16 protein-coding genes are annotated in these 16,560 nt (G+C 62.7%); 4 read left to right on the plus strand and 12 right to left on the minus strand.

Annotation, left to right across the window (positions count from 1 at the left end; genetic code table 11):
• Positions 1-63 precede the first annotated feature (63 nt).
• Positions 64-3,792, plus strand: coding sequence for a cobaltochelatase subunit CobN (cobN, locus tag Q3Y53_RS04420; RefSeq protein WP_303533339.1), 3,729 nt, complete (start codon positions 64-66; stop codon positions 3,790-3,792).
• Here the strand turns inward: cobN and Q3Y53_RS04425 are convergent.
• The 7 genes from Q3Y53_RS04425 to Q3Y53_RS04455 are packed head-to-tail and all read right to left on the minus strand — an operon-like array spanning position 3,782 to position 9,893.
• On the minus strand, positions 3,782-4,336 hold the full coding sequence (locus tag Q3Y53_RS04425; protein WP_226423878.1) for a hypothetical protein: 555 nt from the start codon (positions 4,334-4,336) through the stop codon (positions 3,782-3,784). The genes cobN and Q3Y53_RS04425 overlap by 11 nt on opposite strands.
• A gap of 27 nt (positions 4,337-4,363) precedes the next feature.
• On the minus strand, positions 4,364-5,011 hold the full coding sequence (locus tag Q3Y53_RS04430; RefSeq protein ID WP_303533343.1) for a PHP domain-containing protein: 648 nt from the start codon (positions 5,009-5,011) through the stop codon (positions 4,364-4,366).
• 13 nt (positions 5,012-5,024) lie between these two features.
• Positions 5,025-5,597, minus strand: coding sequence for a protoporphyrinogen oxidase HemJ (gene hemJ, locus Q3Y53_RS04435; RefSeq protein ID WP_226423876.1), 573 nt, complete (start codon positions 5,595-5,597; stop codon positions 5,025-5,027).
• 35 nt (positions 5,598-5,632) lie between these two features.
• Positions 5,633-7,129, minus strand: coding sequence for a cryptochrome/photolyase family protein (locus tag Q3Y53_RS04440; protein WP_303533347.1), 1,497 nt, complete (start codon positions 7,127-7,129; stop codon positions 5,633-5,635).
• 2 nt (positions 7,130-7,131) lie between these two features.
• Complete coding sequence (locus Q3Y53_RS04445) at positions 7,132-7,419, minus strand: hypothetical protein (protein ID WP_186497814.1); 288 nt, start codon at positions 7,417-7,419, stop codon at positions 7,132-7,134.
• Positions 7,416-9,401 (minus strand): excinuclease ABC subunit UvrC, encoded by a 1,986-nt coding sequence (gene uvrC, locus Q3Y53_RS04450; protein ID WP_226423874.1) that lies wholly within the window; start codon positions 9,399-9,401, stop codon positions 7,416-7,418. Before uvrC ends, Q3Y53_RS04445 begins: the two co-directional genes overlap by 4 nt.
• 9 nt (positions 9,402-9,410) lie before the next feature.
• Positions 9,411-9,893 (minus strand): flavin reductase family protein, encoded by a 483-nt coding sequence (locus Q3Y53_RS04455; protein WP_115009275.1) that lies wholly within the window; start codon positions 9,891-9,893, stop codon positions 9,411-9,413.
• Between the two features lie 69 nt (positions 9,894-9,962).
• On the opposite strand from Q3Y53_RS04455, the gene coaD reads away from it, so the two are divergent.
• A complete protein-coding gene (coaD, locus tag Q3Y53_RS04460) occupies positions 9,963-10,454 on the plus strand; it encodes a pantetheine-phosphate adenylyltransferase (RefSeq protein ID WP_226423873.1) in 492 nt (163 codons plus the stop codon).
• A gap of 1 nt (position 10,455) precedes the next feature.
• Positions 10,456-11,475: a hypothetical protein gene (locus tag Q3Y53_RS04465; RefSeq protein WP_303533358.1), complete on the plus strand. Its 1,020-nt coding sequence runs from the start codon at positions 10,456-10,458 to the stop codon at positions 11,473-11,475.
• On the opposite strand, the gene dacB is transcribed toward Q3Y53_RS04465, so the two are convergent.
• The 5 genes from dacB to dapF all read right to left on the minus strand — a co-directional run bounded on the left by dacB (position 11,420) and on the right by dapF (position 16,287).
• The gene (gene dacB, locus Q3Y53_RS04470) at positions 11,420-12,727 is read right to left on the minus strand and encodes a D-alanyl-D-alanine carboxypeptidase/D-alanyl-D-alanine-endopeptidase (protein ID WP_303533361.1); all 1,308 of its coding nucleotides are present in this window, start codon (positions 12,725-12,727) and stop codon (positions 11,420-11,422) included. The genes Q3Y53_RS04465 and dacB overlap by 56 nt on opposite strands.
• The gene (locus Q3Y53_RS04475) at positions 12,724-13,227 is read right to left on the minus strand and encodes a DUF4330 domain-containing protein (protein ID WP_303533364.1); all 504 of its coding nucleotides are present in this window, start codon (positions 13,225-13,227) and stop codon (positions 12,724-12,726) included. The genes dacB and Q3Y53_RS04475 overlap by 4 nt, the downstream gene beginning before the upstream one ends.
• 65 nt (positions 13,228-13,292) lie before the next feature.
• Positions 13,293-14,009 carry a DUF1995 family protein gene (locus Q3Y53_RS04480; protein ID WP_303533367.1) on the minus strand — a complete coding sequence of 239 codons (717 nt, stop codon included), beginning with the start codon at positions 14,007-14,009 and terminating at the stop codon, positions 13,293-13,295.
• Between the two features lie 12 nt (positions 14,010-14,021).
• Positions 14,022-15,194 carry a cysteine desulfurase family protein gene (locus tag Q3Y53_RS04485; RefSeq protein ID WP_303533370.1) on the minus strand — a complete coding sequence of 391 codons (1,173 nt, stop codon included), beginning with the start codon at positions 15,192-15,194 and terminating at the stop codon, positions 14,022-14,024.
• Entirely contained in the window at positions 15,181-16,287 is a 1,107-nt protein-coding gene (dapF, locus tag Q3Y53_RS04490) for a diaminopimelate epimerase (protein ID WP_303533373.1), read from the minus strand. The genes Q3Y53_RS04485 and dapF overlap by 14 nt, the downstream gene beginning before the upstream one ends.
• 27 nt (positions 16,288-16,314) lie before the next feature.
• On the opposite strand from dapF, the gene Q3Y53_RS04495 reads away from it, so the two are divergent.
• Positions 16,315-16,536 (plus strand): hypothetical protein, encoded by a 222-nt coding sequence (locus Q3Y53_RS04495; RefSeq protein WP_303533377.1) that lies wholly within the window; start codon positions 16,315-16,317, stop codon positions 16,534-16,536.
• Positions 16,537-16,560: the final 24 nt, after the last annotated feature.

Consider the following 16,560-nt stretch of genomic DNA (forward strand, 5'->3'; position numbering starts at 1 on the left):
CGTGATGGATCCGACCGCTGAATCTTCTCACCACCGGTCACCACAAACACGGAGAATGAGGTCATGCATCGCCTTGCCACCTGTCCGGGTCTAGACCCACCGGAAGATGTGGTGCTCGTCGAGCAGCCGGTCGCGGACGTGCTGTTCCTCACCAGCGCTGGCACGGACATCAGCTGCCTCGACGCGAGCCTGGCGAGCAACCCGGCCTGGAACGATCGGATCCGGGCATTGCCCCTGAGCTGCCTGGACCACCCAGCCCAGCTGGACCACTACCTCAACACCACCGCCCAAGCGGCGAGGTTGATTGTGGTGCGCCTGCTTGGCAGCCGTGGGCACTGGAGCTATGGCCTGGAGCAACTGCAGCGCTGGTGCGGCGAAGCGACGCAGCGGCAACTGATCGTCCTTGCCGGAACCGCCGATCAGAGCAACGAGCTACATGGTTTGGGATCCTGCAGCCCTGAACTGGCGGATCAGCTGTCGGCACTGCTCCGGGAAGGCGGCATCGACAACATGGGGCAGTGCTTGAAGGCCCTCGAGGCCCTGCTGGAGGGCACCCCCCCATCACCCGACAGCGTCGCGGTGGTGCCTTGCCCCGATCCGATGCCCTGGGATTGGCGCGATGAACCGGGGGCCGCGGTTGGCGTGCTGCTCTATCGAGCTCAGTTTCAGGCCGGAGATCTGGCCCTGGCGGATGAACTCACGGCCGCACTTCGGCAACAGGGACTGCGACCCTGCCTGCTCTGGGTCAGCAGCTTGAGAGACCCGGCAGTACAGGCCGGAGTTCATGACCTGTTGGAACAGCAAAACGCTGAGCTCGTGATCGCGGGCACGTCCTTTGCCTCAGTGCAGGCCGAACAGGCCGGCTTGGGCAGCCCCCTCTGGGATCGGCTGGATCGACCGGTGTTGCAACTGCTCAGCAGCAGCCGCAGCCGTGCCCAGTGGCTGGAGAGCAGCCAGGGGCTCAATCCGATGGACCTGTCCTTGCAAGTGGTGATGCCGGAGCTGGATGCTCGGATCACCACGCGGCCCTGCGGTTTTCGTGAGCACCGGCAGACGAGCGGACCTCTGGCCACGGCCATTCCTTGTCTGCGGCCGGATCAACGGGGGCTGGCATGGCTGGTCGAGCACTGCCTGCACTGGGTGGAGTTGCGCCAGACCCCATGCACCGAGCGGCGCATCGCCATGGTGTTAGCCAACTATCCCGTGCGCGATGGCCGTGTAGCCAATGGTGTTGGCCTCGATACACCGGACAGCACGGCGCGGATGCTCCGATGGCTGGAGGACGCAGGCCATGACCTGGGCACGGAGGCCTTGCCGGATACCGGCGATGGCTTGATGCAACAGCTGTTGTCCGGTCGCACCAATGCACCAGAGGGACAGCACCGACCACCACTGGATCATCTGCCCCTCACCACCTATCAGCAGTGGTGGGGAACTGTTCCGGAGCAGGCTCGATGCTTGATCGAATCTCGATGGGGACCTCCAGAGACCGCCTGCGATCTGGATCCAAACCAGGGGTTTGCCATTCACGGCCTGCGCTTCGGTCATGTGGTGGTGCTGATCCAGCCGGATCGTGGCTATGACGCCGACCAGATCGCCGATCTCCACTCACCGGATCTGCCGCCACCGCACCGGTATCTGGCCCAATACCTCTGGCTGCGCAGCGTGCATCAAACCCAGGTGATGCTGCATGTGGGCAAGCACGGCAGTGCGGAATGGCTGCCGGGCAAGTCAGTGGGGTTAAGCGATGCCTGCGGCCCCGGGCTGGCCCTCGGCCCCATCCCACATCTCTACCCCTTCATCGTCAATGACCCAGGCGAAGGGTCCCAGGCCAAGCGTCGCGGTCACGCCGTGGTGCTGGACCATCTCACGCCGCCCTTGGGTCGTGCTGGGTTGCACGGACCACTGCAACGGTTGGAGGGACTGCTCGACGAACTGGTGGAGGTACGACAGCTGGGGGGGCAGCGGGCCCAGGTGCTGGAACAGTCGGTGCATGCCAGCTTGCTGTCCCTCAACTGGCCAGGAATCCCCAGCGAAGAGGACATTCGCCGACAACCGGAGCTGCTGGAGAGCTGTCTCGATCAGGCGGAGACCTATCTCTGCGAGCTGAAGGAATCGCAGATCCGCACGGGCCTACATCGGTTCGGTGTTGCGCCATCGGCAAAAGCCGCCGATGAACTGCTTGTTGCCCTGGCCCGTCCCCCCAGACAGGGACAGCCTGGCTTGCTGCAAGCCATGGCCCTGCAGGCAGGTCTGGGCTTCGACCCCTGGCAACAGGACGAAGGCGACAAGCTCTCGGAGGCGGACCAGACCCACCTGAGGGTGCTGGGCGGCTCGGACTGCCGTCGTGTTGGGGATGGTTGTGCGTGGCTTGAGCAGCAGGCTCAGCTGTTGATCCGTCAGGTCGTCCATGGGGAACAGTGCGACGGGCTGGCGGAACCCTTCCGGACCTGGAACCCGGAGGATCCCTGCCTGCTGAACCTGCGCAACGACCTCTGGCCCCGCTTGAGCGGTTGTGCTGCAGCCGAAAAAGCGGCGTTCCTTCGGGGCATTCAGGGTCAGCGCATTGCTGCTGGACCGTCAGGAGCTCCGAGTCGTGGCCGTCCCGATGTGCTGCCCACAGGCCGGAACTTTTATTCCGTCGATCTTCGGGGCTTGCCCACGGAAGCCGCTTGGGACCTGGGGCGACGCTCAGCAGAACAGCTATTGGACCTGCATCTGCTGGAGCAGGGGGAGCCGCTGCGCCATTTGGCGCTTTCGGTGTGGGGAACGGCCACGATGCGCAATGGCGGAGAAGACATCGCCCAGCTGCTGGCCCTGATTGGTGTTCGACCGGTCTGGGACGGTCCCACCCGAAGGCTGGTGGACCTGGAGGTGATTCCAGCCCGCTTGCTGGGGCGACCACGGGTGGATGTGGTGCTGCGCATCTCCGGACTGTTTCGCGATGCATTTCCCCAATTGGTGGGCTGGGTGCATCAGGCCCAGTCGATGATTGCGGCCCTCGATGAACCGGATGAACTCAACCCCCTAGCCGAGCTCACCCGTCAAGGAGGACCACAGGGCCGCATCTATGGATCCGCCCCCGGTGCCTATGGAGCCGGTCTGCAGGCTCTGATCGACAGTGGTGCCTGGGAATCCCGAGCAGACCTGGGCCAAGCCTTCCTCAGCTGGAGCCAGTGGTCATACGACGGTGGCGCCGCCCCCAGCCTCGATCGTTCCGGCCTGGAGCGGGCCTTGGGCAGAGTGCAGGTGGTGCTCCACAACCAGGACAATCGCGAGCACGATCTGCTTGATTCCGACGACTACTACCAGTTCCAGGGTGGCCTTAGTGCCGCGGTGGAGGAGGTGTCAGGAGTCCGTCCGCAGCTTTGGTTCGGGGACCATTCCCGCTCCGAGCGGCCTCGCCTGCATCGGCTCGAGAAGGAACTGGACAAGGTGATGCGCAGCAGGATGCTCAACCCCCGCTGGATCGAGGGAATGATGCGACACGGCTACAAGGGGGCCTTCGAGATGGGGGCCAGCCTTGATTACCTGTTTGCCTACGACGCCGCCACCGATCGCGTTCCCGATTGGTGCTATGGCGCGCTGTGTGATGAGTGGCTGAGTCAGTCGCGGATTCTCGACTTCCTAAAGGCAAGCAATCCCTGGGTGCTGAGGGACATGGCCGAACGACTTCTGGAGGCCTCGAATCGAGGCCTTTGGGCTTCAGCAACTGATGAGCAGCTGCTGCACCTGCAAACGCTGGTGAACAGCAGCGAAGCCCAAATTGAACGGGGAAGCCCTATTTGTTGAGGTCGCGAACCATCTGACGGAAGGGATCGATCGATCCAGGCTTCGAGGAAGGCGCAGCGGAACCAGCCTTAGCCACCGGTTGTTCCTGTGCCTTGAGCTCTTCCTTGCGTCCAACGGGAGCAGCATCTGCGGGAGCGGGTGTATTCACACCGGTGATGGCCGTGCCCTTGAGGCGCTTGCTCATCTCCTCCGTACTCACCTGCTCGGCGAAGGTTTTCTTCACCGGTGTAGGGATGCCCGCATTGAGGCTGATTGATTCTTCCTTTTTGACAACACCACCGAGGCCTTCGCTGCGCTTTTCAAGCTTCCCGGTTTCAGCGGCCACCTCCATGATCTGCTCCTTGGTGCCGGGGCTGTCGACCGTGCCGGGGAAGGTGCGACGAATCGTCTTCGACTCCCGCATGTAGTCCACGTCACCCAGTGAGGATGAGGAATCGGCATCGAGGAAGAACTCGGCCGGCTTGTCCTTCGCTGGCTTGCGCGGCTGAATCGTGGAGTCGGACTCTGCGGAATCCTTTTTCAGCAGACGATCCAAGAAGCCCATGTCGACCGGAACTGAGATGGGATGAACTTAGCGGCCGCAAAGGTCAATTCCATGGGTATCGGTGCCACACGTACGCAAAAGGCCAAGGTTGCTCAGCTGTCGATCGATGGATTCGCAGATCAACGGACTGGCAGACCAGGTTGGTTGCATGTCGTAGTCGTACCAGGCTTCACCGCCATCGAAACCGAGACGAGCCGCCTCATCGATCAACAGGTCATGACCCAGGCGATAACGGGCGGGATGGGCCAACACCGCCAATCCACCGGCGTCATGGATGGCCTTGACCACCGCCTCAGCCCTTAGCGGTTCACCGACAACGGCATCACCACGGTTGTAAGGCTGAAGCGCAGGGTGGTTCAGCTCGAAGCCAAGGGCGAGGACATGAACCAGGCAACCCTTCAGCAGTGCACTGATTTCCATGCCGCTCCAGACCGTGGGGAGCACCGCACCGCTGCCGCGCTGCTGCTTCAGCCAGGCTTGGATTTCCTGATGGGCTTGGCTGCTGTGGTGATCCGTCACCGCAAGATGCTGGAGCCCCCGCTCGGTGGCCTGCTGAATCAGAGCCAGCGGTTCGAGGCTGCCGTCGCTGCAGACGGTATGGCAGTGAAAGTTGTGCGTGGTGGGGCAGCTCGACGGTCCCACCTGGTCGAGAACAGCCTTGAGCGGATGGGTCATCTCAGCCCTCATCTCAAGCTTTGGCGGAGGCTTCGGCCCGCAGTCGGCGCCAACGGGCATAGAACTGAATCGACGCCGCCATGAACACCACCAGGGCGACGATGAACCAGCTCGCTGCGCTGGTCGGGAACTGTGTTTTGAACACCACCAGCATCACCACGATCACCAGCAGCAACGTGGGCAGCTCATTGAGGGCGCGGAGCTGCTTGCCCGACCAGGCACAGGTGCCGGCGTGGAGTTGGCCCATCAGCCGGTAACAAAACACGTGATAGGCCAGCAAAGCCGCCACGAAGGCGAGCTTGGCGTGCATCCAGCCCTGCTGAAGCCAGGAGGGCTGGGCCAGCAGCAACCCGATGGCCATCGACACCGCCACCGCCATACCGGGCGTGGTGATGATGTTGGCGAGACGTTTCTCCATCAAGGTGTATTGATCGCGGAACGGCTGCTGCAATTCCGGCGCCAGTTCCTCGGTTTCAACGTGGTAGATGAACAGGCGCACCAGGTAGAAGAGGCCTGCAAACCACACCACAACTCCAACGATGTGCAGGGTCTTGAACCAGAGGTAGGCCTCAGGCGAAAACGTCATCAACACAACTGCTCTGGAGCGACCTTACGCAGGGTTCAGGTGAGAGCGTCAAGAAAATCGCTGGCCCGGCGTTGATGGGCCGCCAGAACATCGGAAGCCATGCGATCCAGATTCCGGGCCATCATCGCCAGGCGGTATTGGCGCCGGAAGAAGTCTTGATGGCAATGGATGAAACTCCAGAACAAGCCATCCCAGGTGTCACACCACTCGCCTTTGCGGTAGTCCGACATCTTGCGAACGTAGTTCGACCCGGAGAGATAAGGCTTGGTGGTGAAGATGCCACCATCGGCAAACTGACTCATGCCATAGACGTTGGGCACCATCACCCAGTCGTAGGCATCCACAAACAGCTCCATAAACCAGCAGTAAATCCGGGTTGGATGGAATCCGCAGAGGAGCATCACGTTGCCCAGGAGCATCAGACGTTCGATGTGATGGCAATAACCGGTCTCTAGGGCATGGCGGATGGCGTCATCAATCGGAGGCAGTCCCGTGGAAGCGGTGTAAAAAGCTGAAGGGATCGGTCGGTCTTCAAAGCCCCAAAAATTGCCGTTACGCATCTCGACACCATGGCGCCGGTACATCGCGGCCATGAACTCTCGCCACCCGACGATCTGACGTAGAAATCCCTCCAATGAATTGAGGGGGACATCACCGGCCTCAGCCCGTTCCAGCGTTCGATCCAGCACCTGCTGCGGCGTGAGCAAACCGATGTTGAGCATTGGCGTGAGCACGCTGTGCCACATCACCTGGTGCTGGGTGCTGATCGCATCTTCGTATGCCCCGAACTGGCGTAGCCGCTGATCGAGGAATTGATCCAACCAACGGGCTGCATCGCCATGGGTGACGGGGTAATGGAAGCCGTCCCAGCTGCCGATGCCGGCCACCCCCTCATCAATCAGCTGCTGCCGAGCGGTGTTGACGATGGCGATCGAGCTGCTCGAACGTTCGGCGGGGAGCTCAGGGACAAGGATTCCCTTGGGAAGCTTCTTGCGGTTGTCGGCATCGAAACTCCAGCGGCCGCCGACAGGGCCACCATCCGGATCGATCAGCAGATCCAGTCGCTTGCGCTGCATCTCGTAGAAGCGACCCATCAGGGGCTTCTTGCCGGAGCCAAAATGGTCATGGATGACGGCCTCTGGGGTGAGCAGCATCGGGGTGGGGACGACCTCCAGACCGCAGTCATGGCGTGATGCGAAGGCGGAGATCCGTTGGGTCAGAACATCGTCCACCGGATCCGCGAGATGAAAGGAGCGGTAGCCCTGATCGAGCAGACCGCCGAGGATCACAGCGGTGCTGGCCGCCTGGCCCTGCAGGATCCGCAGCACAGAGAAGCCCTTGGCCTGAAGCATCTCTGCATAGGCATTCATCGAGGCCCGATGCAGAAGCAGGCGCTGCCGATGCACCTGGATCGGCCAGCGGGGATCGGAACCAAACAGCAGCGGATCCTCGATCAGGGCCACGGCTCGCCCCGGCTGGATCGCGGGATGGTTCTCAAACAGCTGATGGGGAAAAACGAGACTGAGATCCACCGTCAGCTGTCCTCCCCAGCAAGGCGGCAGGCACGACGACCCAGGGCGGTGGCATAGGCGCGATCCACGGGTCCTGCCATGGGGCTCAGCTGGCCGGCCCGGCAATTCATCACCACTTTTTCTCGATGGCCCTGCTGATCGTTGAGCCGCAGCACCAACTGCCAGTGGTTCTTGGCACTGCGGGTGATGCCATCGGCACACACGGGCCCCGTGCACAGGCCGGGGGACGCCCAGACCGGAGTGGCGAGCAGAAGCACTCCAGCCAGAGCCATGCACAGATGACGGATCATGCGGAGAGTTCCTGAGGCTGCCCTTCTAAAGCAGCCATGGCATCAGCGTCGGTGCCGTCCTCCGACGGGTGGAAGAAATCGTGGATGTCGCGGGCCAGCGCCGGGCCGACGCCAGGAGCCTTGGACAGGGTCTCAAGCGATGCCAGCTGGATGGCATCAATCGAATGGAAGTGAGCCAATAGATCCTTAACCCGCTTGGGACCGACCCCAGGGATGTCCGACAGGCGTGAACGCTTCATCCGCTCACCACGCTGTTGGCGGTGGAAGCTGACGGCGAAACGGTGGGCTTCGTCCCGCAAGCGGCGGAGGAGCACAACCCCGAGCTGATCCGGTTCACTCTCCAGCGGCTGGCTTTCGCCGGGGAGAAACACCTCTTCGCGCTGCTTGGCGAGGGAGCAGACGTTGAGATCCTCGTGCAGATCCAGCTCCCGCAGGGCCTCCATCACGGCTGAGAGCTGGCCTTTACCGCCGTCAATCATCACCACATCGGGCCAGTCGTTGAGGCCATCGGTCTGCAAGGCGCTGCCGCCTTTGTGACGCAGGGCACCCACATCCACCCCCTCCGCCTTGGCCCGAGCCCAGCGCCGAAAACGGCGGCGCATGATCTCTGCCATCGCCATGAAGTCGTCGCTGTGACCAGCGCGGATGCTGCTGCTGCGGATCTTGTACTTGCGGTAGTGCTGCTTAGCGGGCAATCCGTCGATGAACACCACCTGGGAGGCCACGGCATCGCTGCCCTGGATGTGACTGATGTCGTACCCCTCGATTCGCCGGGGCGGGGTCGGCAACTCCAGCAGTTGCGCCAGATCCTCCGTGGCCAACGACTGCTTCTCCTGGCCTTGCTTGGCGCGGAGCAACTCAAACTCCGCATTGCGCTGAACCAGTTCAATCAGGTCGGCCTTCTGCTGGCGCTGGGGGCAGTGGATCTGCACCCGACGCTCCCGCTGTTCCGAAAGCCAGTCCTCCATCAGTTTCTGCTGGGGCAGAGCGTGCTGCACCAACAGCTCGGGGGGAACCTCAACGGAATCCACCTGGCTGTAGTGCTCTTCAATCACCCGTTGCAGGATCAGTCCAGGTTCCAGGCCTGAGGCGTCGGCGGTGTAGCCGAGACGTCCCACCAACTTCCCGGCGCGCATTTGAAACAGCTGAACGGCCGCCAACCTTTCATCAAAGGCAAGGGCCAGCACATCCCGACTCACGGAGGAATCCGGCAGGCTCATCTTCTGGTCGGCGGTGAGCTGATCCAGCCCCTGAAGTTGATCCCGGACCCGGGCCGCCGACTCGTAGTCCATCCGCTCGGCGTACCGCTCCATCTGCTCCTGAAGCAGCTGCTGCAGTTCATCACTGCGGCCTTGAAAGACCATCGCCACCTTGCGCAGGGTGCGGTGATAGTCCTCTGAGCTGATTTTTTCCTGGCAGACCCCCGGACAGCGGCCAATGCTGTAGTTGAGGCAGGTCCGGTCGGGATACATCGGACGTGGTCGTTGGCGCAGCGGAAACACCCGCTTCACCAGGAACAGGGTGCGGCGCAGCAGGCCGACATCGACATAGGGCCCGTAAAAGCGATCCAGGGGACTGCGGAAGCGGCGGCGACGGGTGATGAAAATCCGTGGGTAGGCCTCACTCCAGGTGATGCAGAGGTAGGGATATTTCTTGTCGTCCTTCAGCAACACGTTGAAGTGCGGCTGATGGTTCTTGATCAGGTTCGACTCGAGCACGAGGGCCTCCGCCTCGCTGTCGGTGACGATGAACTCGATCTCACAGACTTGGCGCGTCATCAGCCGGATCCGTGGTGACAGATCGTGGCGGCTGCGGAAATAGCTGCGCACGCGACTACGCAACGCCTTCGACTTGCCGACGTAGAGGATCCGGTCGTCGCCGTCTCGCATCAGATAGCAACCCGGCTCAGCGGGGATCTCCTTGAGGCGGCGTTCGAGACGCTCGGGCTGCGTCAGCAGCGGTGCACCGGAGGCGGCATCCACCAGGCCAGCTCAGCCGCCGTAATTCCAGCCGGTGCTGGCCAGGTTCAGGGCCTCGCCATCGGCAATCAGACGCGCCGTTTTGACTTCGCCGACAAAGACGGTGTGGTCACCGTGCTTGATCGAACCCACGAGCTCGCACTCCACACCACCGACGGCATCGGTGAGAAGGGGAAGGCCAAGCTCACCTTCTTCGAAGGGTGCCGCTTCAAAGCGACCACCGAGCGCCTTCTGGGGCTTGAAAAACACCGCCGCCAGGTCCTTTTGATCGGCCCGCAGCACATTGAGGGAAAACTTGCCGGTGGCCTCGATGATGGCGTGGCTGCTGCTGTCTGCCCGAACGCCCATCACCACCAACGGCGGTTCGAACGATCCCTGGGTCACCCAGCTGGCGGTGAAACCGTTGACCTCATCGCCGTTGCGCACGCCGCAGATGAAGAGACCGTGGGGGATCTTGCGAAGCAGGACCTTCTTGGCGTCAGCGTCGAGGCTCATGGCACGAATGCGTTGGTTGAAATCTAAACAGCGATCCACTGCATAGGATCCGCCCATCGCTGATTCCCGATGCGGGCGCTCTACCCCGGCAGTTTCGACCCTCTCACCAACGGTCATATGGACCTGATCGAGCGGGCGGTGAGCCTGTTTGGCGAGGTGGTCGTTGCGGTGCTCAGCAATCCGAGCAAACGGCCTGCATTCAGTGTCGAGGAACGGATCGAACAGATCCGCACGGCGACGCGCCATCTCTCCGGAGTTGAGGTGATCAGTTTCGATGGCCTCACGGTGAACTGTGCCGTCACCCATCGCGCCGACCTGATCCTGAGGGGCTTGCGAGCGATGAGTGACTTTGAATACGAATTGCAGATCGCCCACACCAATCGCTCGTTAGCGGACGATCTGGAGACGGTGTTCATGGCCACCACGGCACGCCACAGCTTTCTCAGCAGCTCCGTGGTGAAGGAAGTGGCCCGCTTTGGCGGATCGATCGACCACATGGTCCCTCCAGAGGTGGCGAAGGACCTCAACAGGCTCTTTAATTCGGCTTTCCACGCCAGCTGAGATGAACGACGTCCGGTTCTCCGTTCTCGATCAACTCGATCAGTTGGAGGAAGTTGTGCTGGAGGGCAGTCGGATGCCCTTCACCGGCGGACGTCTGGTCAACGAAACCGATGCCGTTGAACTACTGGATGCCGTCCGCGAGGAATTGCCCAAGGAGCTGGAGCGGGCGGTCAAATTGCTGGACCGCCGTGACGAGTTCATCAACACCGCCCGCAGGAGCGCCGAAGAGATCGTTGAGCAGGCCCAGCGTCAGCGCGAGCAGCTGGTGAACAACGCCGCTATTCGCCAGGAAGCGGAACGGCAAGTGAATGAGATGCGTGAGCAGGCCCGCCAGCAGTGTGAGCAGCTCCTGCAGAAAACGCGGGAGCAGGGGGCGAAGTTGGAACAGGAGATGCAAAGCAAGCTGGCCCAGTTGGAGCAGCAGTTCGCCTCACGCCGCCAGCAGCTGGAGCAGGAAGGCCTGGAGCGTCGCCAACAACTGGATCAGGAGGCGATTGAGCTGAAGCGTCAACACGCTGAGCGACTCGAAGCCAGCCGCCAACAGGCCCAACAGCAAATCCAAAAGATCGAGGCCAACGCGGCGGAACTCAAGCGCCAACACGCTGAGCAACATGAAGCCAACCGGCAGCATGCACTGCAGGATCTGGAGACGATTCGCCGTGAAGCCTTGAGGCTTCAGAAGGAAGCCCGGGACGAGGCCGAGCGGATTCACAGCGATGCGCTGCAGTTCCGCCAGCAGACCCAACAGCAATGCGAGTCACTGATCCAACGCAGCCGCCAGGAGGCCGCCGGAGTTCAGGACGGCGCCAACCGTTACGCCGAACAGACGCTGGGTGAGCTGGAAGTGCGCCTCAAGGAAATGGCCCAGGTGGTGATGGCCGGCCGTCAGGAGCTCTCCAAAATTCAGACGATCCGCTCAGCGAACCCTTCCGCCAACGCTGCCGACGACGCCAAAACAGTGCCGTTCAGTCGGGCCCACCGGGCAGCGTCCCGGCTGCGGTCCATGCGGGGCAACGGCTGATCCGCTGGCTGGCCAGCAGGATCTGGCCCATCACGGAGTTGGGTGCGTAGGACCCGTTAGCAATCATGCTCACGTAACGCGGTCCATCGGCGGTCTCAAGAATGCCGGAGATCGAACGAACACCACTGAGGGTGCCGGTTTTGCCCCAGAAGCGACCCTGAAGCGAGCTGCCGCGGAAATAGTTGCGCAGCGTTCCCCTCTGGCCAGCAATCGCCATCGAGGCCTGGTAGTAGGCCGCCAGGGGGTGTTGCGCCATGCGCCAAAGCAGCACGGACAAGGAACGGCTGGTGAGACGGTTGCCCCGTGAAAGTCCACTGCCATCCCGCAGCCGAAGTCCCGTCATCGGGACCCCCTGGGCTTGCAACCAGCGGGTGGTGGCGATGGATGCACGATTCACATCCCACACATCGGCCGCCTCCCGCATCAGCACCTCAGCGGTGAAGTTATGGCTCTCCGTGTTGGCCAAGCTGAGCAAGGCGTGCATGGGCGCAGAATCCTCGCTGTGCAACACCACACTCGCTCCCCTACTCCGCGCAAGGGTCGCTTCCCGGGTCTGCTGATCAACCATCTGCAGATGGATCTGACCTCCCTGCTGGCGGACTGTGGAGTTGAGGATGCGCTGCAGCCGTGCCGCTGGATCCATCACCGCCATGTGCAGAGCATTGCTGGTGAGGGCGAGACGGGTGATCGGTGCGCCATAGGCGTAGGACCGATCTGCAGGATCCCAATCGGCGGGCCACCAGCGCTGACGCGGTTCTTCCCGAACCATCAGCTGAACAGGTGTTGCGGCGAGGCTGGTGGTGCTGCGGGAGCCCCCCTGGCCGAGAGCCACCATGGCGAACTTCTGGATCTCGGCAATGCTGAGGTCGGGATCGCCTTCCCCCACGATCTCCAGTGATCCATCGGGGTGACGCAACAGCTGCGTCTTCAAACGGAAGTCGGGACCGAGGCGATCCAGGGCAAAGGCCGTGCTGACCAGTTTCTGATTCGATGCAGGAATCCGGGGGACCCCCCCGTTCAGATCAGCCAGCAGCTGTCCCCGTTGATCGAGAACGCTGACGCTCCACAGCCGCTCTTCCGTCCCCACTGCTGATGCCAAGGCCGTCTGCAGAGCAGGGCAAAGCGCACCGCCGCTGAGCATGGCCTGGCCCTGACGCTGGACCACAGGAGGTGGTGCCAACAGTGGAGGCGCGGCCCTGAGGGGCAACTGGGGCGCCAGCACCAGCAGGGTGACCAGGGCAGAGCGAATCACAGAGGCATGACTCCGCTTACAACACCGTTCAAGCGGTAAAGGCGTCCTTCCAGCTCAACGGGAACTCCCACCTTGAGCTTGGTGCCACCGATCACAACGCCGGAGGGTTTGATCTCGGCTTGGGCCTCCATCACAAAACGGGCATGCCGGGGCAGGTCTGTGCTGGGGGCATCCGCGATCACCACCGAGCCATCGGGCTGCACCGCCGTCAGAGGGTTGGTGAGGTCAACCACCGACACCAGGGTCACCCGACCTGCCGGTTGATTGCGGATCACGATGTTGAGGGCCGCTTCCTCCCGGGCTGAATTCAATAGCTGCTCAGGATCAGCGCTGTAGAGGCGATGCACATCAACGCTGACCTGCACAGGCTTAACGGCACCCGTGGCCTTGGCGACCGCATTGGAGAGCTTGGGGGACCAGATCACCCCAGCCAGCGCTGCCAGTGCAACGACTCCGGCCACGGCATCGATGGGTGAAAGGGATCGCAGCCTGGGGAGCACTATCGATACGGAGCCTGGGCTCGAACCTTATAGAGAGTCTGAGCCTGGATCAAGCCAGGCGCGGCTCAATTGCGCAGACCATCAAGGAAGCGGTCGACACCGGAAAGCTGTTGCTTGATGCTGTCAGGATCTTCACCGGCCAGAAGCGCAGCTGTGGTATCCGGATCCGGACGTTCGGGAAGTACCTCAAGTTGTCTGTAACCATCAGGGTCCTGGCGATAGATACGCCAGTCATCGGGGAAGCAGCGCATCAGTGCTCCTCCCTCCAGGGGCTGAAGCCAATAGGCCTGCTGCCAGCTGGCCACGAAACCCTTACGGCGCTCGCGGGCCACGCTGCCGATGCCAACGGCGGCATCTTCAAGACGACCATTCAGCATCAAAACCACTCCAGCGTGGTTCTCACACAACGCCTGGAACTCCTCGTAATCGGCAGGGGACGGGTTCACCGCAAGCAGCAGGCGGGTATCGGGAGAGTCGCTCTCCGCACGTTTGAGCTGATTGAAATCGAAGATCACCTCCTTGAGGTCTTCCGCATCACGCCTGGCCAGGGCGGCAGCACCGGCATCGGGCCAAACCATCAACAGCTGCTGACCGGCGGCGATCAGCGCGCGGGCCAGACGCACCGCCACCGGGAGCAGGCGAAGGCCCTCAAAGCGCAGGCTTGCGGCCCAGCGTTGACCGTCGCCGGATCCAACGGCCGCCAGGGAGGCTTGCAGCATGGCCTCCTCGGCCGCGAGCAGATCCGCGGGTAGATCGAGACAAGGAGCGTCGGATTGAGTCATCGCCAAAGCATGTCAGGGAAATGCCTCCAGCACGGATGCAAAACGGCCGGGAACGGCGTCGAGATCCTGGTCTGATAGCCAGGGGCCAAGGGTCAGCCGCAGGCCCGACTGGCGTGCAGGCCCGGGAATTCCCATGGCCGTGAGCACAACACTGTCAGCACTGCTGCCACTGCTGCAGGCACTGCCACTGCTGCAGGCCACTCCCGCCGCTGCGAGCCGTCGCACGAGATCGCGTCCTTGTAGGGGCTGACCATCGGCGGAGTTTGCTAGCAGCGCGATGTGATGAGGCAGACGCTGATCGAGTGGAGGGCCGCAGAGCTGAAGCTGGGGCAGATCGAGTAAGCGTTCGAGCAGTTGATCCCGTTGACGACGGATCTGCGGCGAGCAGCCGGGGGGGACGGGTTGGCTGACGGGGTCAAAGCTGGGGAGGGCCATCAGGGCTTCGGCCATGCCGCTGACCAAAGCAACGGGTTCGGTGCCGGAGCGCAGGCCGTGTTCCTGGCCGCCACCGCCCTGGAGGGGCGAAAGCGCCACACCAGGGCCACGAATCAGCAGACCCACACCCCGGGGACCACGGAACTTGTGGGCCGAGAGGGTCAGCAGATCAACCCCAAGCCGCTCGAAAGAGAAGCAACCCTGCGGCACCAGTTGCGTGGCATCGCTGTGGATCACGATGCCGCGCTGGCGGCAGGCCCTTGCAATCTTGCTCACTGGTTGCAACGCACCCACCTCGCCCTGGGCTGCGATCAGGGAGACCAGCCGGGTTGGAGCGGACAACAGCCGATCGAGCTGATCGAGCCGCACAACGCCCTGGCCATCAACGGGCCATTCAGCGATGGTCCAGCCCAACGCTTCGAGTTGGTGTGCCGCAGCGACCACCGCCGGATGCTCCACCGCAGAGATCACCAACCGGCCAGGGACAAGACCGGTGGCACTGCCGAGCAGGGCGAGGTGAACGGATTCCGTCGCCCCTGAAGTGACGATCAACTGATCAGGAGTGACAGCAAAGCGCTCGGCAATGCGCCAGCGAGCCCGCTCGAGGGCTTCCGCAGCTGCCAACCCTGCCCCATGGAGGCTGCTGGGGTTCGCCCAGGCTGTCTGCTGGAGCTGCTGCATCGCCGCGATCACCGTCGGCAGGGGCGGTGTCGTGGCAGCAGCATCCAGATAGAGCTCAGGGCGTTCCACGCTCAAACCGCGCCTTGGTGCGCTGCTCCAGGGACTCACTGGCGAGATTGAGCATCGAGTCGAGGGAGGTGCTGCTGAGGAAGGCCTGCACCTTTTGCTGCGCCTCATCGCGGAGACAGCGGTCGGGGCGTTGACACTGGTCAGCGCAATCCTTTGAGCAATCGAAGTCGGCTGCGGCCGTCTCCGCAGGTGAAGCGGCAGTGGCTTCGCTGATCGACGCCGTCAAGGAACCTGCCGGCACCAAATCGGGTGTCAGCACCCCGTCAAACACCGCTTCAGCGGGTCCAGTCATCAGCACGGAACCGGTGCGATCGCGCCACTCAATCATTAATGGACCACCGGGCAGAAGCACCTCGGCGCAGTCATCGGCGAGGTCCAACAACACCGCCGCCACCAAGGTGGCGCAGGCACCGGTGCCACAGGCCAGGGTCGGGCCTGCGCCCCGTTCCCAGACCCGGATCTCCAGCCGCTCACGGCTGTGCACCTGGAGGAAATGAACGTTGGTCTTGGCCGGGAAGGCCGGATGCACTTCCAGAGCAGCACCCCAGGCATCAAAGGGAATGCTGGCGAGGTCGTCGACGGGCACCACCACATGAGGATTGCCCATGCCAACGGCCGCCACCTTCAGCTGCTCGCCCTCCAGAAGCAACACCCCCTGCGGCAGACCCTCTTCGGGCATCAGGGTTGTGGGGATGCCCTCGGAGGTGAGGAAGGGCGGGCCCATGTCCACCCGCAACTGGCCATCGGCCATCAGTTCAGGCCGGATCATTCCCGCCAGGGTTTCGATGTCCCAACGGCGGCCGGGGCCATCACCGTCGGTGTCGGCGAGGTAGCGGGCCAGGCAGCGAATGCCGTTGCCACACATTTCGGCCTCACTGCCATCGGCATTGAGAATCCGCATCCGCAGTTCCCCCTCCGCCTGAGGGGGCAGCGCCAGGATCAGGCCATCGCCGCCCACGCCGAAGCGCCGATCACAGATGCGCCTCACCCAGGCGGGATCGGGATTACTGATGGCATCGGGCAGTTGTCCCTGCCGGCCTTCAACGATCAGGAAGTCGTTGCCAAGTCCCTGATATTTGCTGAACTGCAGCATGCGTGGCCGGTATCGCCCCCGAATCCTATGGAGACATCTCCACTCGATCCAAGCCTTCCGGGGGTTCGGTTGCTGCAGAGCTGGATCCGTGAACAGCTTCCCCTCAGCATTGCGGTGGTGGGAGAAGAGACCATCGAGGGCCGTCTGATCTGGCAGGACCCTGAATTTCTGGCCATCGAACGTGCGGGCAGCAGCCGGCCCGTGTTGATCAACCGTCGTCAGATCAGCGTGATCCGCTCCCTCGGCTGAACACCAGGCATGTGGCACGATCGC

Source organism: Synechococcus sp. YX-04-1 (assembly GCF_030546365.1).
Lineage (GTDB): Bacteria > Cyanobacteriota > Cyanobacteriia > PCC-6307 > Cyanobiaceae > Parasynechococcus.